This is a genomic window from Allocoleopsis franciscana PCC 7113 (assembly GCF_000317515.1).
GTDB classification, from domain to species: Bacteria; Cyanobacteriota; Cyanobacteriia; order Cyanobacteriales; family Coleofasciculaceae; genus Allocoleopsis; species Allocoleopsis franciscana.
On the sequence record NC_019739.1, the window covers coordinates 20,989 to 43,991 of the forward strand.

Annotated in this window: 9 protein-coding genes; 2 read left to right on the forward strand and 7 right to left on the reverse strand. The window is 45.9% G+C overall.

Annotated elements, in window-relative coordinates; translation table 11 throughout:
• Window positions 1–13: 13 nt before the first annotated feature.
• Window positions 14–3,286: a DUF3987 domain-containing protein gene (locus tag MIC7113_RS34035; RefSeq protein WP_015186125.1), complete on the reverse strand. Its 3,273-nt coding sequence runs from the start codon at window positions 3,284–3,286 to the stop codon at window positions 14–16.
• A gap of 737 nt (window positions 3,287–4,023) precedes the next feature.
• Between MIC7113_RS34035 and MIC7113_RS30905 the strand changes: the two genes are divergently transcribed.
• Window positions 4,024–5,106 carry a hypothetical protein gene (locus MIC7113_RS30905; protein ID WP_015186126.1) on the forward strand — a complete coding sequence of 361 codons (1,083 nt, stop codon included), beginning with the start codon at window positions 4,024–4,026 and terminating at the stop codon, window positions 5,104–5,106.
• A gap of 212 nt (window positions 5,107–5,318) precedes the next feature.
• Window positions 5,319–11,696 (forward strand): HTH domain-containing protein, encoded by a 6,378-nt coding sequence (locus tag MIC7113_RS30910; RefSeq protein ID WP_015186127.1) that lies wholly within the window; start codon window positions 5,319–5,321, stop codon window positions 11,694–11,696.
• A gap of 187 nt (window positions 11,697–11,883) precedes the next feature.
• Here MIC7113_RS30910 and MIC7113_RS30915 read toward each other — a convergent pair whose 3' ends face one another.
• From MIC7113_RS30915 to MIC7113_RS30940, 6 genes are all read right to left on the reverse strand, one after another.
• Window positions 11,884–12,798, reverse strand: a complete 915-nt coding sequence (locus tag MIC7113_RS30915; RefSeq protein ID WP_015186128.1) for a ParB/RepB/Spo0J family partition protein — start codon at window positions 12,796–12,798, stop codon at window positions 11,884–11,886.
• Window positions 12,795–13,550, reverse strand: coding sequence for a ParA family protein (locus tag MIC7113_RS30920; RefSeq protein WP_015186129.1), 756 nt, complete (start codon window positions 13,548–13,550; stop codon window positions 12,795–12,797). Before MIC7113_RS30920 ends, MIC7113_RS30915 begins: the two co-directional genes overlap by 4 nt.
• Window positions 13,551–13,696: 146 nt before the next feature.
• The gene (locus MIC7113_RS34040; protein ID WP_015186130.1) at window positions 13,697–14,368 is read right to left on the reverse strand and encodes a hypothetical protein; all 672 of its coding nucleotides are present in this window, start codon (window positions 14,366–14,368) and stop codon (window positions 13,697–13,699) included.
• A 201-nt stretch (window positions 14,369–14,569) separates the two neighbouring features.
• On the reverse strand, window positions 14,570–16,615 hold the full coding sequence (locus MIC7113_RS30930) for a hypothetical protein (RefSeq protein ID WP_015186131.1): 2,046 nt from the start codon (window positions 16,613–16,615) through the stop codon (window positions 14,570–14,572).
• 21 nt (window positions 16,616–16,636) lie between these two features.
• The gene (locus tag MIC7113_RS30935; RefSeq protein ID WP_015186132.1) at window positions 16,637–20,263 is read right to left on the reverse strand and encodes a helicase-related protein; all 3,627 of its coding nucleotides are present in this window, start codon (window positions 20,261–20,263) and stop codon (window positions 16,637–16,639) included.
• A gap of 3 nt (window positions 20,264–20,266) precedes the next feature.
• Window positions 20,267–22,747, reverse strand: a complete 2,481-nt coding sequence (locus MIC7113_RS30940; RefSeq protein ID WP_015186133.1) for a hypothetical protein — start codon at window positions 22,745–22,747, stop codon at window positions 20,267–20,269.
• Between the last annotated feature and the right edge of the window lie 256 nt (window positions 22,748–23,003).

The window sequence follows — 23,003 nt, forward strand, 5'->3', positions numbered from 1 at the left end:
CTTCGGTTATTGGCTAAGTGGCTAACTGCACCCAGTCTGTGGGATACCATTCGGCTTTCCCCGTGTAGGCACAACGGACAGGTACGAGATTGGGTCGAGGTTGTGCGCCCAGTTCTGGGTATTGAGTGGGGTCAATAACCCATGCACGTCCTCCAGTTTGGTGGTAGCTCAGTATTACTGAGTCATTAACTTTGAACCCATTCCAGGAAGGAGTAGAACCACAAGACAGGCAAGCACCGTTCGCTAGTTTAGAAGATGCGTCAAATCCATCGACTCCTGCAATAGGCTGTTCCGCCTCAGTGTTTGCCACTTCATCTGTAGTAAGGTCGGCAGGAGGCATATTAGTGTGGTGGCTTTCAACTCCTGTGTCAATTGCGTCAGTCGAAGTGCAAGAGGCTTGCAGGGCTTCGGCTTCAGGCATTGATAACCCTGTCAATTCCCTGTCAATTGTGTCAATGCTCCTCTCAGATATCTGCACTGGCATCTGAGCCTCTTCAATTATCCTTAGCTCCTGTGATGAGCCATCCATTGACGTATCCGTTTGGATTGTTGACAATTGACGCTTCAGTTGACACTGTGCATCAATTGAGTCAACCCCACTCGTAGCAGTAAACTCAGCGGCGGAATTGACGAATTGACCGTTGCTAACGGTGTCGCTTTTCCCATTTCTGCCTAAAGGCGAGGCACTAGATGGTGTGGGGACATAAACCATAGAAGCTCCTTCCCCAGTCACGCAACCATAGCCAGCGTTAGCCAGAGTTTGCATCAACTGGCGAATCTGGTCAGTTGCCATTTTTCTGAGGTCGCGAACCCCGCTCTTGAGGGCAGAAGCCGTTGCGTTACCGACTCGTTCGACAAACTTCTGTATTTTCAGTGCGATCGCAGCCAGTCCCGAATCGGGAGAATTATGGGTATGAATCAGACGGTACTGCCAGAGGTAGTAAGCCGCTAACTCAATCGCTTTCTCCATCGTGTCACCATTAATCGCCTGAGACGGTCTTTCGCCTCGGAGTACGGCATTGACAACGTGTAACCATAATGCTAAGCGAGCCGTGTAAGCTTCAATCTTGGGGAAAGCTAACTGTAACCCAAAGGCATCTTCACACTGCTGGGCATCCACCAGTTGGTGCTGCCAAGTCTCCAGCAGTTGCATCGCCTCGTAGCTCAATAGATAATCCTGTTGGGGGACTTTCTCCAACTCCGTATACAGGTAGGTCAGAGCTTCAGAGATTCCCGTATCCTTGTCCTCTCTCAATAACCGCAAGTAGCGCAGCGGTGTTTTCGCGGCACAGAAGAGCCAGCGGGCATAGTTACCGTTGAAGTCGTTGTGGTCGCCCATTAGCTGGGCTAAAACTTCCCACTGATAGCCCCCAGTGCGAGAAACAGCAGAACGAGGCAAACAGACGGACTTCTCTGAGCGATCGTACAAAATGGCAGAACCGTTCCACTGGTCGAGTTCAGCTTCCTCATCCGCACCGTGTCCCCCCCGATACTGGTTGCGGGATTTGGTGTTGCCTGCTAGTTCATCTCGATAGTAAAGGAGTCCTCTGGGGTTCTCCCCGTGAATGTTTTGCAGGGTTTCTAGGGTAATGTCTTTAGTCAAATAGCGTTTGCGAGTGGGGGGTCTAGTAGGTTCTTCTGGAGTTTCTTGCCGTGACTTTTTGCTCTTGTTCAGTTCTCGTTCGGCTCGATAGTCTTCTAAATCGATGCGAAAGGATTCGTAGGCTTCAGTTTCCAATGCCACTAAGGGGTCTAGAATGATTCGCTGAGCTGGAGTTTTCATGGCACCAGAGTTAGCCACGATCGCAGTCCAGAAAACCATCGGTTGGATGTATTTAGCACTGGGCTTCACGATGATTCGGGCAGCAGTCCCCACTCGACTCGCAGCAGCCGGAAGCAGGGTGGTAAAGAGAAACTCTGGAGCCGTAGGCATGGCTCTAGCCGTCTCTATCAGTGTCTCTGCAAACCAGGCTTCTAGGTAGCGGTTGAGGTCTAGGTGAGTGCAGCGAGTTTTGAGCAGACTAGAGAGTTTCTTAGCCGCTGCGGCTTGGTCAAGAAGCAAGTCCACTTCAATCGCCAGGGACTTAGCCAATTTCTCCACATCTCGGTAGGGAAATCCGGTAGCAGCAGCCAAATCCATCAGTGCTGCATCCCGTAGAGAGGGGGTATCGTAGCGGTTGAGAATTTCCAGGATTTTGTCGCGCAGGGAGAATGCTGTCGATGGTCGATAAGCAGATGCAGTGAGACGAACCTGAGCTTGTTGCTGCTCGATTTCAGCCGTTGACATGGCTGTAGCTGCTGCGGCTTCAAAGTCTGACCAGGTATAACCAGCATCCAAGGCATTACTCACATCCCAACCTGTTACATCACACGGCGACGGCATGGGAACTTGGGCAATTCGTCCTCGCTCTCCTAAAGCTAAGGCAAGTTTCTTCGCTCCTGCATCACCAGGGATGGTTCCATCTTGGCGAGGTTCGTCGTTGCGATCGAAGAAAATGGTGACAAGACCGGGGAGGCGATCGAGTTGTTCTTGTTTGGGAACAGTACCGCAACCCCCAGTAGAGCAGCAGACAGCAATCTTCGCTCTGCACTGACGGGCTAACCAACCCAAGCGCATGGCATCCCATTCCCCCTCGCAGTACCAAGTCGCTTCGGCATCTTCTGGACGATAGGTGAACCAAATGGTCACAGGTACGCCGTACTGACACCACTTACTCACATATGGGGGTCGAGCCTCCCCAACCAACCAAGGTGCAACCCGCATCTTCTTGTAAAACTGCCCCGGTTCGTCAGCAGGAATATAGATGCTGACTGACCAATAACACTCGCGGGAGTCTGGTTTGTTTTCATCCAGGGTAAGCCAGCGCTGGTCTAGACCCAAGCGGTAATGCTCGATCGCCTCGCGAGTAAAGCCACGCGCTTCAAGCCATGCCAATGCCTGTTGCTGAGGAGTTCCCTGATAATGCAGCAGTCGCTCGACTGATTGCTGAACCTGCTTTTGGGATACAGTGCGTTGTCTAGAAGGTGGTGCAACTGACGGCTGACGGACTCGATGCGGCAGCGAGTCAGACAGGTTCATCGGCTGACCTGGTGGTGGAGCGCCCAACACGGCTCGGATTTGCTCTGGAGTACAGCCTCGGTAGCACCAGTATTTGCCGTCTGCATTGACAAACAAGTTTTTTTGTCGCTTTTTGCCGTCTTGTTCGCAGCTAGGGCAAGAAGCCCGACCTTTAGCATCAAAATCAACCCAGTCTCGAATGGCAAAGCTTCCAGGCGTAAGTTTCATCGTAAATGCTCTCCTCCGTGAATTTTTGAGGTTACGGAGCTGGAACAGCATGAGAATTACGGCCGCTCACACTTACTATCTGGCTGAAACTTTGCTAAAGTTGAGCTACATAATAGACCCCTATATTTAGTTAGGGCGCTCAACTTGGTAGCTCGCAGGTGGCACTGCGTAGTTCCAAATCCAGTGATAGTAAGTTGTGAGAAGGCGCGAATCTTCGCTGCTTTCTCCGGCTTATGAATTTTTAAGGAAATAACATATCGGCGTCAGGAATCTCGCGATACGTATTCTTGACGCTTTTATGTTGTCTGAGTCAGACGGTGGAGAGCGGTCTCGCTGACGAATTGCAAACATGGCACCCCCATGCAGAAGTTGGCTGCAATCTCAAACCTTCCTAACCTCTAGAGTTCGGCTGGAAGTTGCTGCAAGACTAGCACCTTAACTTGACCACTTCAAGGGGGCAAAATCGCCTATACGCCGGAGTCACGGGTCACTTATACGCCGGAGTCACGGGTGAAACTATACGCCGGAGTCACGGGTGAAATCGAGAGTTATACGCCGGAGTCACGGGTAAAACTATACGCCGGAGTCACGTGGGGAAGGCTCAAAATCATACGCCGGAGTCACGGGTGATTGTTGAGATTTGTTAAATTCAACCGTTATCTGTTCTAACAAAGCCCAAACAATTACATAGCTCAAAATGCCTTTGATACAATTTGTCTAAATGGTAGGGATTGAACGTGAGCAAGGAAGACACGGCTTTTCCGGTGGACGGACAGCTTCTGATGGTCATGCCAAGAGCAGGAGCCTCGATCAGAAACCCCGATGTGCGACTGCCTATTCTCCGTGCAGATGCCGATGGTTATTACTTGGAGATGCGAGTTGATGCTGACTCTAAGGAACAGAGTGAAGTAGCAGTAACCCGTCGTGTCCCACTAGAGAATCTCTCAGCAGAGGAGTGGGAAGAGTTGAGCAATCAGTATGCCAATCTCGACTTAAGTACCTGTACAGATTTGGGAATTAGCAAAGCTCTGGAGAAAATTCCAGACCGCCGGGTTCAGCGCTTATTCATAGCATTGCTGACTTTTTTAAATCCTAGGCAGGTTGCTATTGTGTTGTATCTATACAAGGAAGCGGCGCGGCAGGGTAACAGTCCTCTGGTCTCCTTTCGTTCCAACGATCTTCTGGAAAGTATGGGCTATAGTCGTGCTAAAGACGGTAGCTTTACAACTCGGTCAAGAGCGCAACTCAACCAAGACCTAGTTGCCCTCCACAGAACTGAGCTAGTGCTGGCTCAGTCTCTCAAAAAAGGCAACACAACGGGAGCGAAGGTTATCGTCAAAAGTATCCTCCGCATCCGAGACTATGAAATCGATAAGGTGCCGCGAGACTTCGATTTAGCAAAGGCGGCTGATTATACTTATGAGTTGGCAGATGCTTACACGGTGGCGCTGGAATTCTTTGATGGACCAAGTCGGACAGGAGATTATGTCCTGTTCTCCAACAACGTTGACATGACTCAAAAGCTGGGGAGTAATGCCAAGCATGATTACAAGATGAAGCTGTTGGTTTATCTTGCCAGTCGAATGAAATGGGACAAGCTCCAAGCTGGACAATATCTGACGATCTCCAAGCAATATCTGTTCAAGAATCTAGACCTTCTGGGCAGTAATCTATCGAGAAACAATCAAATTTTGTGGCGGACGATAGAGGAATTACAGCAAGAGGGATATATTCTAGAAGCTCTAGAGTTGCCAGGGAAGCGGAAGCTCACAAAGATTCAGTTTCAAATCAATCCTGAGAAAATACGTTGCAGCAATTGAAGATCTAGAGCTTTCCCCTATCCCTGACCATTGTACTTATCTCTCTCCAAATAAGTACAATTGTACTGTTAGAATTGAATCCATTGATGTTGGGTTTTGCTATTGCTCTACCTAACCTACAGCGATGGCGATCACACTGACACTCACGGTGATCGCTGAGTACTAAGCAAGTAGAAGCTCTACAGTTAAATACACAGAATCTCTGAATATTGATGTTGTCTCCGAGAGTTAATCCCAACTTACCCCCCAACTTTTATGAACTGGGAGAGTACGACTTCCAAGATATGTGCTGTGACGTATTCTCAGTACAACATGAAATAGCTACTTGCGATGTATATGGAACACGAGGGCAGGGACAGGATGGGATTGACCTTTTGGCTCATTGTGATGATGGTATTCACACTGAAGTAGGTCAGTGCAAGTGTTATGAAGACTTTCCACCTCGCCAAATCCGTGAAGCCTCTGATGAGTTTTTGAAACATATCGACTACTGGCAAACCCAGAAGGTTAGGCGATTCATCTTATTTGTCGGCTGTGAGCTAACTCAAAACCAGCGGCAAAGAGAAATTTTGATTCAGAAACAACGTTTTGCAGAGTTAGGCATTCAGTATGAAGCTTGGTCAGCAAGCACGCTACGTCAAAAGTTAGCTCCTCACCCTGAAATTGTTTATCGCTACCTAAAGTCGCAGGAGTGGGTGGAAAAAATCTGTGGTCGTGTACCACAGCAATACCCACAATTCCCAGAAAATTCTCAAGAAACACAATTGGCGTTTGGTGTTCTCAGTTCAAAGATTGGACATTTGTCCTCTGAGTTGTCGAAGGAAAGAGCTAAACAGCTAGACGAATTCCGGGAATTATATAGGCAAGGATATTTGCAGCAAGCATTTGCCTGCCTCGAAGCCTTGCGGCATGACTCAAACTGGGATGTCTTTGAGAAGCCCCTACAAGCACAGATTTTGCAATCCCTATCAAGCTATGTCCTTAGTGTCGAACATGATGCTGAGAAAGCTAAAGCTTTGGCAGAACAAGCCCGTGCCATTGCTCCAGAGACAGATGACTCTCTCCTGCAAGTTTTGATTAGCTATCACGCTCAAGGTGCAGAAGCTGCCCTGAGATTGATTAGCAACGCGTCAAGTATTGACCTTTTCAATCTCGAACTGGGCTTGTTATTAGAACTAGGACGTACAGAGGAAGTTATTACCAAGCTGCAAACCTTGCCTCAAGGTTTAGAGCCTGACGCTGAAACTAACCGCATACATGCATTGGCGCTTTTAGATAAAGGAGACATTGCTGGTGCTCAGGTAAAGATTCAACAAGCTCGTTATGAAAAACCAAATTGGGAGAAGATTAGAGCATCTGAGGCTACTATTAATTACTTTAGTGTACTCTCACCTGCTATTCCCAAACAGTTAATTGACTTTGCTCAACCTGTTGACTGGTCACTCATCAAGCGTGATGACGAAAGTTTGCACCGCTTACGCAAAGCAGCAGAGGAGTATAAGCAACTCGCCTCTCAAACTGAGCGAGGGGAGAAACAACAGAAATATTGGCAAATATGGCATCTGGTTTGCTTAGCGAACGATCCAGAGCGTCAGTCAGAGGCTCAGGAGTTATGTTCCGCACTACTTGCCGAAGATCCAACTAACCCACAAGCTATCATTTGGAGAACGGTTCGCAACTACCAAATTGATTTATCTACGAGTCAACAAGCCTTAGAAGCGTTGGTGCAGGAAGAAAGCAATGACCTCGATCGCATTGTTGCTTTGCTCGGAATATACCTTTACCTGGAGACTCCCAAGCCTGCCCTAGAACTTCTACATCGTACAAGGGAAACGTTTGAGCAAACTGGAAATCGAGATGTCTGGCTTTTCTGGCATGTACAAACCCTAGCGATAGATGGAGAGGTGGAAACCGCGCTTCAAGAAAGCGAAACGTTTAGCAACCCTGCTGTTCGTCGCAGCATTCGATCGGCAATTCTGCGAGAACAGGCGCGGGTGAGCGGTAACTGGCAGGCATTTGCTGAGTATCTAGAGACATGTTGGCAGGAAAGCCATAACGGTCAATATTTAAGCGAAGCTTGCCAACTCCGAGCTAGTTTACAAGACTGGGCTTATGTTGCGGATAGAGCCGATGATTTGGTGAATTCGGTGGGAACACCTGATGCCCTTAGTCTAGCAGCACAATGTGCTGGACAAGCGGGTCGCTTTGAGCAATGCTTTCAGCTATTGAATGACCATCAAAAGCTTTTCCCAGGCAGTACTTTGCCTCCCTATCTGCGCCGTTTGAGAGCCTATTGTCAGGCAAGGTTGGGGTTGATCTCACAGGCAGTTGCTGAGGCAGAGGAGTTAGCGCGATCGCATGAAACAGTCGAAAATCTCGTAACCTTGATGAATCTCCAGCTAAATCAGGGAGACTTACGAGGACTAGCGAGTACTGCTTCTCGTCTATTAAAGCAAGAAGATGTCCATCCAATTTCCTTGCTCCGAGCAACTAGATGTCTACTCTCAGAAGACCCCACGTTAGCACGTCAGCTATGGCAGCGGACAGTTACCGTACCCATTGAAGCGGAGATTTTAGGAGAAGTCATTACCCTGGGATATAACCTGGGACTAGATCGGGAGATGCAACCTTTTGTTCATCGGGCGCGGGTACTTGCTATCAATGGAGAAGGTCCATTTCAGGCAGTGAGAATTAGGGAACTTCTGGAGCTACACCAGGAGTGGGCAGAAAATGCAGCTTTAATCAATCAAAAATACAATAACGCAGAACTTCCTATTCACTTGATTGCCCAGACACGAAGATTTGCGCTTACTAACATTTTCCGCGTCCTTCCTAGAGCGAACACGAACAATCCCAATCCCCATTGTCAGGCAGCAGTGCTGGCGCGTTATGGTGCCCGTCCCTTCCCAGAGGGGTTTGCCGACTCAAGCACTCAGTGGCAACTGCACTTGGACATATCAGCTTTCTTGCTGGCTGCTCACTTGGGTATTTTAGACGCACTAGAGCAGCGGTTTAGACCAATTCGGATTTCGCCAACACTACCAACTGCCCTTTTGCAAGAATGTGAACACTTCCTACTGCATCAACCCTCTCGACTAAATAGTTATCGCGAAATCTTACGACTGAACCAATCCGGGCAACTGCGAGAACTTCCTCAGCCCTTGAACGGAAATTGTGATGAATTAATCGAAAAATTAGGTGAACAATTAGCCATTCTGCTAGAGCAAGCTCGTACCGAAAATGGGTTCGTGGTTGAGTTCTTGCCATTGGAACAGCTTGATGCTAAGGGTGTGATGCAACCCATTGTGTTAGACGAGACAGATCAACAAAGGTTTATCAATTGTCGTGGGCTAGTCGAGGCACTGAAAGAACAGGGAGTTTTATCTAATAGTGCATATGAAACGGCGCTGAATAATCTGGGAGATCAGAGATATGCAGATTTACCGCCAAAGTTACCGACTCGGAATGACTTGATAGTCTTGAACTCTGAACTGGCTGTTCTCTTAGCTGGCTCAGATTTGCTGGCAAGAGTGTGTCGCTATTTTCGAGTATTTGTAACGCATCAGTGTGTTGGTGAGGCACAGGTGACAATCAATGGCAGTGAATATTCGGCTGAATCGGTGAGATGGCTTAGAGAGCTTATCCAACGAGTCTCAACTGGACTAGAGCGAGGAACATACGAGGCGATCGCACTGTCCAATCATGACTCTGACAGGGAACTTGAATTCCAGCCATCTTGGGATGCAAATGGATTAACAGCTTACGACCTATTCACGTATGCCTCTCAACCTAGTGATGTTATCTGGATTGATGATCGCTGCTTCAGTAAATTCCCCTATCGAGATGGCAGAACACCAATTATCGGCGTACTGGAAATTTTAGAGGCGCTACGGGTTAGTGGCGATCTAAGGGAAGCGAACTACTACGAGAAAATTTTGCAGCTACGTGCAGGTAACATTCGGTATATTCCCATCACAAGTAAAGAAGTTATTCATCACTTGAAGCAAGCACGAGTGAGATATGGCAGAGTTCAAGAAACTGAAGAGCTATCCATCATTCGTCGCTATATGGCTTCCTGCTTGCTAGATTCGCATAGACTTCAACGTCCTCCAATGCCTGAAGGCTCACCCAGTCCTGACGGTGAAATGATGTTTGTTATTGAGTGCTTCCGTGCAACACAAGAGGCAATAAGTGATGTTTGGGCGGATAATAGTCTTTCTGAAGAGATGGCTGTTGCCTATTCTGATTGGGTTCTAGAGAACCTATATACTGGCGCTTTTGGTGCCCGACATCTCTTACCGAGTGTTGATTCAAACAGTGATGGGCTGGATTTAATCAGCAATGACATTAGTAGTCTCTACTTCCGAGGTATTCAGTTGTGGAGAATTGAAAATAATGATACCCCTCAGGCTCTTAGCCGTCGCCAGCAGTATTTTCGCTGGCTTGAGTCGCGAATTACAGAAAATCGCTTCAAAGCCAATCCAGAAGTAATTACTTCTGTAGCACGATTAATCAAAGATATTATTCTTTACCTGGGGCGGGAGCGAGAAGGGGATGAATCTCTGCAAGTCGTGAACCGACTAATGTTGAAGGAGTTTTATCGAGATCTCCCAGATGTTTTACAGGATGAACTGAAAACCGAGCCTGAGTTGATGGCTTATTTCCAAATTCAAATGGTTGAGTCTATCAATCTAACACTGCCAGATTCATCAACTCCTCTTGTATTTCCCGCCTCAGACTTCTTCTCAGCGATTGCAACAGCCGTTAATGGTGAAGAAGCAAGCCTTACAGCCTTACAGCCGCAAATCACTTTCAAAATTCGGGCTGTTCAGAATGGTTCTTCTATTCAACTTCGTTTTATCAATGAAGCTTCCTCAGCTATCTACGCATGGCAAAATGATGTGATGCTGCTGGCATCAAACAATCCCAATGTACGCGAGCAAGCCCTGCGATCGCATCGTTTCTGGTTTGACTGTGATAACGCAACCTTTGAAAGGGTGGTCAGTGAAATCGTATCTACCACAGATCTTCGCAGGCGCGTTGACCTTGCAAATGAATGGCGTGAGCAGTCAGCAGCAGTTTTCTATTCATCATTTGAGCAGAAGCTTCATGACGATCGCGGCTTTACGATTGATGAGTTAATTCCTCCATCAGGGGCTGGGCTACTACGACATTTTCACCTTGAACAGTATGCAACAGAAAGCCTGAGTTTCCACGAAAAACTAAGTTGGGCAGCAGAATCCCTATTGGCTGCTGAAGGACTTGAAATCTGCCTGGAACGCCTTTGTTGCCTTCCAGTTAAACTTCCTGTGCAGGTAAGAGAGACATTTAGGGAGTTGCCATCAAGTGAGAGACGAGCGGTGCTAGATAGACTTGCCTCCCGATTAACTACTCCAGTATGCCAGCTACATCTGATTGATTTAGCGCTGCTTTCTCCCGACTCAACTGATTTAGTTCAGCGTATCCTTGACGAACTTTGTGGCGATGTCGGTGAACTTCAATTCCGGTTATTTCAGGCAATCCTCAATCTCCTAAGTGGTGAGTTTAGTTATTGGCACGAGACTAGGAAGTGGTTGCCTTCAATGCGGCTAGCCATGATTTGGGCACAGGCGAGCAAGCTATATAACCTACTGTATCACCCCACACTTCAATTAGAGGAATTTGTTCAAGGACTAGAGGAACATTCTAAGCTGAGAGCGATTAGTGCCGACCTTCTCGATCTCAACCCAGAATTTTGGAATGACGTTCTCCACCCTCGACGGCTTAACAGAATTAAGCTGGTTGTTCATGGTCTTGCCACTGTCTTATCAGGGTGCGAACCGGAGATTCTCAAAGCACTAGAGATTACAGAAAAAATTTCTGCCTTTGCTGTTAGAACTCTTGAGGAGCAGCAGTTCTTGGATTCACAACTTTGGCGTGATGAATCCTCTCTCGCCCAAGATAACTTGGACTCGTTACTCGGTGGAGAGCGCAGCGAATATTTAGCTTCTCTCCTGGGAGTCGAGTTAGGACAGCAGATTGCCTCTGAGCAATTGAAAGCAGCAGCAGAAAATGCGCTCGATTCTCTTATCAATGAACCTTCTACTAAAGAAAAATGGCTGCTGATTATTACTGTAATTGGGGACTTGCCAATTTACAGGGATTTAAGAGAAAAATTCAGTAACCTATTGAACAACCTTGATATCGTTGAGCTTTACCGAGCCGAACCATCTACTGCACTTTTTGCCTTGATGGTTGCCTCGGATCATGCGGCAAATAGTGGTGATGAAAACCTTAGGTCTAAGTTGGAGCAGGAATTAGTTGCGATTGTTGGGCTAATCAATTCTCAGAAACAAGAAGAACCAGTAAATTGTGAGATTGCTGACGATGTTCTTGAAAGTGCGCTGAAGCTTGCTGTCAGAGCAAACGATCCATATACTACAAGCCGGTTCCTAAACAGTCTACTTGAGAAGATTTTTTCTGCTTGTCCACGTTTCGTCAGTTGGCGTGCTAACGGGCTATCTAGAGGAGTTCGAGAATTACCTACTAATCAGCTACACGGATGCTGGAAAACAGTTCTGTTGCTTCGAGCTTTGTGTAACAACGAATAATAAATAACTCAAGTTGCCAGCTTGATGGGAAGATGTATCGCTATCCGAAATGGTCGCCCAATGACCACCTACTAAGATTAAAGCGACAACAAATAGTGGATACGACTCAACCATTCACCAAGCATCAGCACTCTGGTCAATAAACAAGCTACTTATTTAAGCTTTGTACAAAGTTCGCTATCTGTAGCTATTCCTCACCAAGTATTGCTTCCATCTCCTCCAGCAATGCTTCTAGGCGCGATCGCTTTTTGGGGTCTTCCCAAAACTTAGCTTTTTGAAGACGACGGTACGTTGCATCCATCTGCTTCTTGAGGGGTGGCAGTTCTGGAGCTTTTTGGTCAGCCTTAATCCGCTCTTTAATCTGACTGAGAGACAAATCTTCTTGTATAGCTGCATCCAACAACGCGAGGCGCGATTCGGGGTCTTTCACGCGAGCGATCGCCTGAGCTTTAGTGTAAGCAATCTGTCCCTGCCGCAGAGCTTCCATCACCTCTTCCGGCAAGTTGAGCAGCGGCAGCCGATTCTTGACAAAAGATTCCCAGGTCATCAGCCCCAATCCAGTAAATATGTCTTGAACGACCTGAGCCTCAACGTTACCCATAACGTTATGCGTAACTTTGCCTTCTGTCTCATTCTGCATTCGGTGCAGAATCTTAATCACTGCCGTCGTTGGCTGACTTAATTTAAGGGCAATGAGCTGTAAAATCCCTTCCGTCTCCTCTACAGGGTTGAGGTCTTCCCGGTGGAGATTTTCAATCAGAGCTAACTGCAAAGCCTCTTCGTCACTCAGTTGCCGCACTACAACTGGCACTTCCGTCAGTCCCACCTCTAGAGCAGCTCGGTAACGTCGTTCCCCTGCAACCAACTCATACACCCCATCACTCAAGCGTCGCACCAACAGCGGCTCTAAGATGCCATGCTCCTTTACCGACTGCACCAACTGCTGCAACTTTTGCGGGTCAAAGTAACGTCGAGGTTGCTGTTGGGGTAACTTAATCGCATCTATTGCCACCGACTCCCCTGTTGTTGGAGCGTCTCCAAACAAAGCATCTAGACCAAGGCCTTTAATCTGGCGGTAGGGTTGACTCACTTTAGGCTTCATTTCAAACCCTCCATAGCTCCAGCAACTTGCTGCAACGTGGCAAGAGCGGGATGTTTTTTGTTGTAATCTGCCAGGGGAACATGAGCCTCAGCCGCATCGGCGAGAGCTGTAGAGCGAGGTATTGGAGGAAAAACTTTCCCAAACTGAGACATTTGCTCGTTGATAGCTTGCAACGCTCGTACATCCTGGGAGTTGGATTTGGCATACATGGAGGGAACAAAGCCTGCAATTTCTAACTGACGGTTGGCTCTCGACTTCACTCGCGCCACCGTTGAAAGGAGAAGTTCAGTTCCACAGAAAGCTTTGTACTGAGTTTGGATGGGTACCAAGACATGAGTTGCACTCACCAAACTGATGTAACTCAGCAAACCGAGGGAAGGGGGACAGTCAATTAAGATAAAGTCATACTGCTCTTGCACAGGTTTGAGGGCGTCCTGAAGACGAATATCTCGCATATCTGCCATTACCAGCTCTAACTCAGCACCACTCAGTTTGATATTTGCAGGAACCAAATCCATACCGTGAATGTTGGGGTGGATGGGTAGAGGGCGATCGGCAATCACGGAGTCGTAAATTGTCTCCTTCAGCTCAGATGGTTCCAATCCCATGAAAAGTGTCAGTGACCCTTGAGGGTCCATATCCACCAGAAGGACACGGTGCTTGCGCTGTTGTAGGTGGTAGCCGAGGTTCATCGTCAACGTACTTTTGCCCACGCCCCCCGACTGATTAAATAAGGCAATAATTCGGCTCACTCTTGCAACTCCTGTGTACTCCCAATTTCTCTCTTAAAGCGCTGTCCTTACGTTCCCCTAATTTTGGCGTGAGTGGCTCAACTGTTGTCCTGGTAACGTACCTAACTTGAGCCAATGGCTCTCAAATTGTTGATAACCTCTGCGCTCTATGGGGCTTCTTTTTCAGTACCACCATCCTCTTTAGTGACCGTCCATGTCGCTTGCTGACCCTGTCGCCCACCCTTAGTGAACGTGAAGCCGAACCGCTCGAAGGATTGGTAGCGTCCTAGGTTTTTAGGGGAAAGACCGAGGATTTGAGCAAGCTGAGAAGTACTCAACTGCCAGCCGTGCTGATAGGCATCCTCCAAGGCTCGTTGGGGAGCGAGCGGATCGGAAGTTGACCGATAGAGGTCTGCCATTTGACGCTGCTCTTGCCGCATCTGTTCTTGTGTCCGCGTCACTTCCTGCATCAGAGCGGCTAAAGAGGTAACAAGCGCTGATGACTCTTCTCCTTTCGCTAAACTCTGTTCGCTGTACTGTTCAGTAAACAGTTTACTGGACAAAGGAGATTTTGTGCTTCTCTGTTCAGTATCGAATTCTTGGGTAGTTTGGCAACCCATCTTTTCCAGCGCTTCGGACATTGAGTTGCCAAGTTCGAGTAGTCCATGCAACTCATCTAAAAGCTTCAGTTGCTTGCTCGTCACAAAGGCTTTGTTTCCTTTGCGGAGTGGCTCAATTTGAAGTGCTTGAATTCTGGTGTAAACGGCGGTACGACCAATCCCGTAGCGGCTCTGGAGTCCAGACAGGGCAATCCGGTCGATTTGTGCGAAAGATGCCATTAGGGATTTGTTTACTGAACTGTTGCGTGAACGGTTTAGTAAACATTATCAAAAAATAGGGGGGCAAGAGTCATGTTTCCCGTCGCTCTCGTGAGCGCTTCTTGAAGTTTCCTTATCCTGCTATTGGGGTTCTGGCTGTCTTGCAACACCCTTACTAACGCGACTCGACCGTCTGCTAAGCTAGCCTGTCAGAGCCATAGCCTAATCCAAACTGCTATCCCACAGACCAATAAACTGCTCTCTCCCAACGACAGAAGATAAATTAGGCCAGAGGGTTCTTTCAACTCCCTCCATGTCTGCACCAATTTCACCGCCGTAAAGCAAGATGCGGCTAAGAGCGTTGTTGAAGAGGCGACAAACAACCTCTGGTAAATGTAAGCATCCGGCGCAGGCTCCGCCTAAAGTCTCTTCACAGTAGGGATCAAACATACAATCACCGCGCTCTTCTAGAAGGCTCTTAAAGGCTTGGTCTAGACGCTGCTCAAAGAATGTTTTTAGCCCTCCTAGTGAAAACTCTTGAAGGCGATTTACAAAAATAATCGTCTGGTTGAGGCTTAACAGTAGATGCTCAGAAAGAGCCGTTTCGCCGAAGCTGCTTTGGTCTGCGATCGCTCGAATCAGAAGATGAGTAGCACTGTGTATAGCAGAACCAACCAGCCAGGAAATCAATAAATCTTGAGAAAGTTGATCGCTAAAGGCAGGTCCACTTCTGCTCGTAATCCTGCTGTGGTGCTCCAGAAGCCAGAGTGTTGGTTCAGCGATAGTAGCAGGATCGGGAGCTAATTTGTTGGCATGGAGCCATTTAACAATTCGCTTCGCATCAAACTCAAAGGAAAGCGCCTCAGTTTTGAGTTTATAAACAGGCATGGGAATCCAATTCCCCGCAGGTTCGTCACCAGCCAAATCAAAGTTCTTGCGATCAAATGCCCAGAGGACAGCTGCTTCAGGCTGATGAGAGAGGCGAGTGTATCCATAGGCAAGATGTAAGACAGGCAAGTCTTGAATGACTTGAACTTGACTGATTCCCAAACTCTTACGCATTAAATCCCCGGCTTTTGAAAGATTGGCATGAAAGGGAGAGCCAATCTGATCCAAGCGCTTTACAGCATTGTCGAGGCTTTCACGCTGCAAATCTAAGAGAACGGCACAGTTAGTCAGTTGTTCTCTAAGGGTATAAGCATTTTCTTGAGCGGTTGTTAAGTCTTGGTTGCGATCGCGAGTTTCTCTCTCAGCTTGAGCGTCTCCCAGAAGTTGCAGGGTGCTGGGGGAAAGCCTCGCTAGAGCTTTTCTTAATTCAGCCACAACCGGACCACCCGCATCACTCTCCTGAACTTGTTTTCTGTTAGCCAAAATAGTTTGGATTTGTCCCTCACCCAAACCGCTCATTTGTAGCGTCTTAATGAGTTGCTCCAATTCTCTCTGGTCTTCCTGAGTTCCTTTCCCAAGAACACGAATAATTTCTGTTAGTTCAGAAAGACTTTTGCCCAGACAATCGAAGTAGCCTAGATGTATTGCTAAAAGGGCTTGAAGAGACTCAGGATAAGGCAAAAATTTCTCAACATTGGGAGTTGGATTAATCCGAGAAATCGAATGAACAACCTGAAGTTTCTTATCAGAAACATTCGTCAAAGCCATCATCGGACTAGGAGGCTTTCCAGTTTTTGCCTCTACAGAATCAGCTACATCAGGGCGCTTCATAATAGATTGCTTAGGCAAAGGACGAACAATCGACGCCGCATGACTACAGTTACTAACTTTGCACCGCCAGCGTTTAGAAGTACCCCTTTCCAGCACTAAGTATTCAAAAGCGTGATAAGGACAAGCATCCGGGAACAATTGGAGCATCGTGCCATCAGCATGGGCAAAAACAAAGGGAATTTCGTTGAGAGTTGGATGATTACAATGATGACAACGCGCCTCTGGATCTCCAGTCCATTTCTTCATTTGGCGAATTGCTCCGCATTTGGCACACTCTCGAACTTCTAACCTGCTACCATTAACGGATTGAGTGATAACAGAAACAAATTCTGCCGTGTACCTGCGGAATGCATCCATTTGAGCATCTAGATGTTTCCAGCGTGTCAGTTCTTGTCGTACAGCATCCTGTAAATCTTTACCTAGGTCGTCTACCTTACGAGCAAAGTGACGTCTAATTTCAATAGTTCCGACAGGAATTGTAGCAACAGTTCCGGGTTCAAAACGGTGTAAAACTTGTCCTTTGGAACGGGTGTATGCTTGTTTACTCATGTATTCTCCAATAACAAATAGTTAGTATCCAGTAATCCGAATGCCTGCATCGACATCCCGCAGAGATAACAACAAGCGAAAGTTATGAGCGATATCATCCTTAGTCAAACCGCTTGTGACATTATTGGGTTCATTAGGGTCTTGTACAATGCGTTCAACCTGGGATAAGAAAGCATCTTCTACCAGAGCGAGTGGTGTATCAAAGACCTGTCCCTCTGCTAGACTATCAGGATTAATAGTTGTGCTAATTTTGGCTACTAGAGCCTTTAAATCAATTGGAACTCGCCCTTGTCCGATGCCATAAATTAGCTCCCGCAATTTATCAACCTTGTCCATTTCTGCTAGGTCGCTAACCTGATTTCCCGGTCGAGCCGCAGGACCATCAATGTGAAGTAACCGACCCAGAAGCAAACCAAAAGCTGTTCGGTAAAGAGCATTGTGAGCAAAGCGGTCAATCGGGACAGCTTCCACCATCTGCTCCAAGTATTCGTGAGCTTTAACAAAGTAGTCGAAAATCGCCCGTTCGCGAGCGCGTTGAGGCCGAAACAAAATGAATACTAATCCCGGTACAGTGCGCCCAGCACGACTCGATGCCTGAATGTATTCAGCGGTTGTATTAGGCCAACCAAAGAACAGCATCAGATTGAGGCGATCGATATCAACACCATGAGAAATCAGACTGGTTGCAACAACATCTGATAGCCTTTGTGATTCGCTCAAATTCGGAGTGAGTTGGGATGTTTCCATCCGTTGGAGAACTTCCTTTACTACTTCAATGCCGTCATCCCCAGACAAAGTAATTGCCTCTGGGAGCATAGTATTGGCTCGGTCTTCGCCAAACTCTTCTCTCAGACCAGCTTTCACTTGTTCATTGATAGAGCGTCGAATATCAGAGCCATCATTTTTTGAGTTAACGTATGTGCAACAAAGGTCATGCTGATCAACCAGTTTCAAAAAAGTATCATCTGTGATATTCCCCAATCCATACTCGACTTTAAACTTTGCCGGATTACTACGAATAATCTCTAACTCAGTACGAATAGCTTGAATCAGAGCCATTGCTGCATCAAGTGAATTCACAGAGGTAGGACGCAGCCCAACGAAACCTCGTGTAACGTACTTGCTATGAGCATTGGCATAGAAACTACGACCTTGAGCCGGTCCTCGGACAGGAAATTGAGAGAGTTCTCGCCAATAAAGATGCTTTGTCTGTTGCTCTGCGCCCTCAATGGTTGCAGTTGCTGCCAAAACTTTGGGACGTATGCCTTTCCGTTCTTGGTGAATTACATCAATGAGAGCTTCATAATGACCGTCAAATGTCCCTAGTTCCTCGCGGAGTAAATGCAATTCATCTTGAAAAATTAGAGGGATGCCAGGGTCAACAGGTGGCTTAGACAAAGGCTTAATTTGTTTACGAGTACATCCCCCAACTGAATCGTTTTTATGGCAAGTATTGTTAGCTGTAAATCCATGCACAGAGCAGACGTCAGAAACAGCCCCGAACAAAGTACGACTGGCTGGACGGAAAGTGATATTAGCAATTTTATCCAGGGTTCCTACTAACAGGGTTGGCAATCGGCTGTAGATATCCTCATCCACAATATATAGTGGAAGTTCACGACCGCAAGCAGCTTTTGTTGAAGATTGATCTAGAGAGCCACAACGATGCCGTAGTTCATTAGTTGCTCTATCAATAAAAGTGTGAATTTCCTCTAGCCCACAATAAGGACAGCGCATAACCATCCTGTATTGCTGAATTGATTCAGGAACGTAGTATCCAACATCCGCTGCGGTTATTTGCTTGGGAACTTTGCCTAATGCTGCTTGCATTTTATTGCGTGCTTGCATCCGGTAGCGTTCCATCTCATCAGGAACGTACTTGAGAGAGTTGGGGCTATTATCTCGCCCTCCATAATAACCAACTGTAAATTCAGAGGTTTTTGCTAAATCTGGTTGCTTTTTCCTAAGTTCATCAGCAGCGACCAACGTATCCAGAAAACGCTGAAGCTGCTGGTATGTCAGTAAGCGTAGAGGATATCGCAACCAGGCAACCATTCCCCAATCTCGACCCCGTAGGCGGTCAAAAAAGGCTTGAGTTAGGATTATTCCCATCACAGCCTCAGATTTACCACCACCTGTAGGAAAGTGAACTACAGCAGCATGGTCAATCTGCACTAAAGAATTGTTAGCAAAATCTTCAGTCCACTGACGTGCTGCCAAAGCTGCTAAATTTGAAACAATATAGACAATCTGAAAAGGTCGCCAATTTTGATAGGGAGTTTTGTTTCGCTTAGTGCGATTTTCATCAATATCAGCAAAAGTCTGATTCATCAAGTTGAAAGCCCGCCGCAGCATCATATATCGGGTATCTTCCAGAACTTGAATGCCTAGCTCAAACCGCTCAATTTCTTTTTTAAATTTGTCTAAATCTTCTTGTGCTTCCGAACTATATTGAGTCCCCCCAGTTTGGGGATGCTTTTGATTAATCAATGCTTGCCAGCTATCTCGATAGTCCCACATTTTTTGGCGAATAGTCTTGAGTACCTGAATATCCGCATCGCCTGTGGAGGTTGCTAAATCCTTAAAAGGAGCTTGAATACCAGCAGTATAAAGTCTTTTCTGCCAGTAAATTGGTAAAAACTCAGTCCAAATACGAACTATACTCTGATTATTCTCGACCCCCGGCGTGCAGTTAATTCCTTGAGCAGGAACAGTAGAATCTACTTGATAAGAAATCTGAAAGCGAGATAGTTCTATAGGTTGCCACATTTCTTCGGGCAACTTAATTTCTAAATAAGCCCCAAATAAACCTGTATCTCTAGGGTCATTAAATCCCCCAACCTGGTCACTCTTGTTTCTTAAAAATAGGCGTAACCTCGTTTGTCCACCCAAATTTCGCTTTTGAGCTTCTACCGTCACGATGAAGTTAACGGGAGCAACTTGACCAGGCTGAACTTCACTCTTATTTGCCTCGTTCTTATTTTTATTCTTCTCGGATTTGCTCAAAACTCGTTTACGGAGTTCTGCCTGAAGCCCTTGGTGATTTTCGTTAGCCAAGGTAATCTCTTGCTCCTTCAAATCATCAATAATCTGAGGTAGCCCAAATAACCAAGCGAGCGGGTCTTTTTGATGTTCTTCAGATACCTTTTTGATTTGTTCAGCAATATCTTGATTCAGTTTGAGAAGGGTGGGGGAAGAATCAGAAACTAAATCCTGAATGCTTGAATTGATGGCAGCACTGATATCAAAACGCTGCCACATGGAGCGGAGTGACTTCTCAGCAACTTTACTCAAATCAATTTTAGGCAAGAAAACGCTGAATCGAACTTTCAACTCAATAAGCAACTGCTTTTTATTCCAGTCTGGTGCTAGGTTAATAGCTAAACCACAGTTGCTTGGGCGGAAAGTATTTTGCTGTTGGCTGCTTGATGGAACGGCGGCGGGCGGGGGTAGCGGTGATAAGTATCCAGTTGGCATCAAGCGTCGTGGCTCAGTTGCACCTTTGACTACACTCCGATGCTCTGATGTTCCAGTGATATGACCGTGTATGCGCTTATAAAAGCTCTCTACAAACTGTAAATGTTCTTCCTGCCTTTCTTGGTTAGATACATCCAAACCATTGTCACTGAGGATAAATTCAGGTTTCATAAGTTAACTTACTCTCTCTGCTAGCTTAAAAAGACGATTGATCGGATATTCAGGTTTTTTATTAATCAGTTGAGGGCATGACTGCACTTTTAGTATTTGCATGGCATCTCGCAACTCACCAACAGTGATATAAACTTGTTGATATTGAAAGATAATTTCATCTGATTTTCGCTCCTTCCAACCCTCTTGAACACAGGCAGATATTACCTGACCAAGCTGTCTACGCTTAACTCTCAGTTCATTAGCCTTATGCCAAAATTCTTCAAATCCAGAACGAACTAACGGTGGTAGAAACCAAAAGAAATGTTCTCTCTCACGAGGTAAGCTCAAAAGGTCATCACCACTCATCCAGTTGTACCGAATTGTTTCTTCACCAATGGGGAAGCCTGTGTCACGCGAAATAAGTCGGCATATCGTTTGCAAATCAGATTTTTCAACCTGCTGCTTAACTAATTCTCGCCAAGCATCTAGCTGTACACTATAGAGATAATTATCTCTGGTATCCTCAAGCAAACCAGCCTTCTGAGCAAATAACTCATCGCGGTTCATGCCCTCAAACAAGACAACCTTTGTCTCAGTAGTAAGTTCTCTGACAGCAACAACCTGAGCTTGTTTACGCAATAGCACTAAGAATTCGCTACCCGGAGCAACTCTAATTCTCCATTCACGCTCAAACTTTACTAAATAGTGAGAATCTAAATTCCTTGAAATAGAACTTGTCAAGGCAGAATCTAAACTACTTCCACTCAAGGTACTGAAACTTTCCTCAAGCTTAGCTAAATTAATACTCTTAGACAGCTTTGCTTTTCCTGTATTGACTACCTGAACTGATGTATAGTGAGGACTATAGCCATAACGTCCTACCTCCTCTTTTCCCGTTAACGCCAGCCAAGTTTTACTGTGCCATTTTCTAGCATCAACTTCTAGATTGCTCCACCACCGTTCGGCACGCTCAGCCAAGGCTGACCACAGCAAGACATCAATCTGGCGGAAGAAAGTCGTTTGCAAGAGGTCACGGTGACGAGCCTTGGGCTGACCTATAACTATTAGTTTTTTTCCACCTAGACCTCGAATCTGGCTGAATGGTAAAATTTGAGGTTTCGATGCAAGATTGTGACTTCCTGTTAAAAACTGTTCTAAGGCATGAGCTCGTTCTGCACTTTCTACAGCGACAACGGTTTCTCTGCCAGCGGCTTTAATGATTTCTATAAAGGGATTAGACTTAAGTTTCTGTAGTCTCAGTGCTAAAGAGCTTAGGAGTTTATGTAAGGTGAATGCCTTGTCTTCTCTACATCTACTAGCAGCAAGTTCTAAACGCTTCAACGCGCTTTCAAGAAACTGACCCCAGAGCAGGTAAAAAGGCAATACTGGAGCCGAGAGATCTCGCCAAATTTCCCAGGCTGTTCCCCAAACACTCCTCAAGTGAGGTTGTTTAGCCAAATCTATTAGCAAATCTGATATTTCTTGAAAAAGTTTAGCAATTATTTCTTCATTTTCTGTATCAAAGTCAAACGTTTTAATTGTTACCTGTGCCTCAATTAAGGATTTACGTTTTTTTTCAAACAATACATAACTCTCTTCGATGGGATGGCGGATGCCATCACTAACAAAAAAATCGCGGTCAGCTAGGCAAGAACACAGAGCATAGAAGTCGATAGGCCAAAGCAGAGTTTCCTGTAAACTTTTTGTTTCATGGTATTCAATACTTTTCATTGTCCAAGGGGGGACAATACCTACCATAGGAATTTGTTTTTGTTTGCAAATGCTGGCTAAGTTAAAGGCTTCGCTTCCATAGTTAGAGGGAGATGGATAAGTTTGTCCAGATGGATCGTCAATTACAACTAAAGAACAATAATTTGATTGCTTCAATAAGCCTACAGCTTCGGAAAGAGAACGTAGTATAAAAACTTTAAGTTTATCATTTTTAATCGATTCATCAAATTTATAAGCAGGTAAACAAGCAATTCGTTCGCTCAGATTACAGCGAGTTTCATCTACAAGATTAATCGATTTAGTTGTTATTAACGTTGAGATGTTTCCACTATTCTGGGGTCGAATCCAAATAACATAGTCTTTGGGTGATACTGCATGATGAGTATGATAAATATCTCTTTCTTCTCTAGTTAAATGGGCATAGTAGGCTATCAATAATATCCCCAGAGATACGGGAGCAACCGGAAAGCTTATAAAAAGCTGACGTTGCTTAGATATACTTAACGCTGATAGATAAATTAAGTCTTTTTCAATACGATGGATTTGAAGTGAATGCTTATTTCTCTTCAAACACCCAAGTACTGGTTCCAATACATGATGCATCCATTCCGAATTAACTTTCTGTTTTGAATTAGGATTTTCTTCCGAATTAGAACTATGTTCTGGATAAAAAAAATCTCTAAAAATATCTCCCCATGCCCGTTGCTTTGCCCAAACTTGATGTCTTTGCCGTAAATCCGGGAAAGTACCTAATGATATCTGCTCTAACAAGATTCTGTATACCCTGCTAATTGAACGACATTGAACGACGAAGTTTTTACCTGCATCCTAATCTGACCAATGTATGTACGTGCATACATTGACGTTAGGTTGGCATACACACTTAGTTTCGTATGTAATGCCTTACTACTTTTAAAATGCCCAACTCGGTCTCACCGAGAACAGAAGCTTCATAACTTCATCAATTCTTTATTTTCCTGGTTGTATCTCCTTAAACAGGTTAGGGCGAATGGCACTCACGCTATAT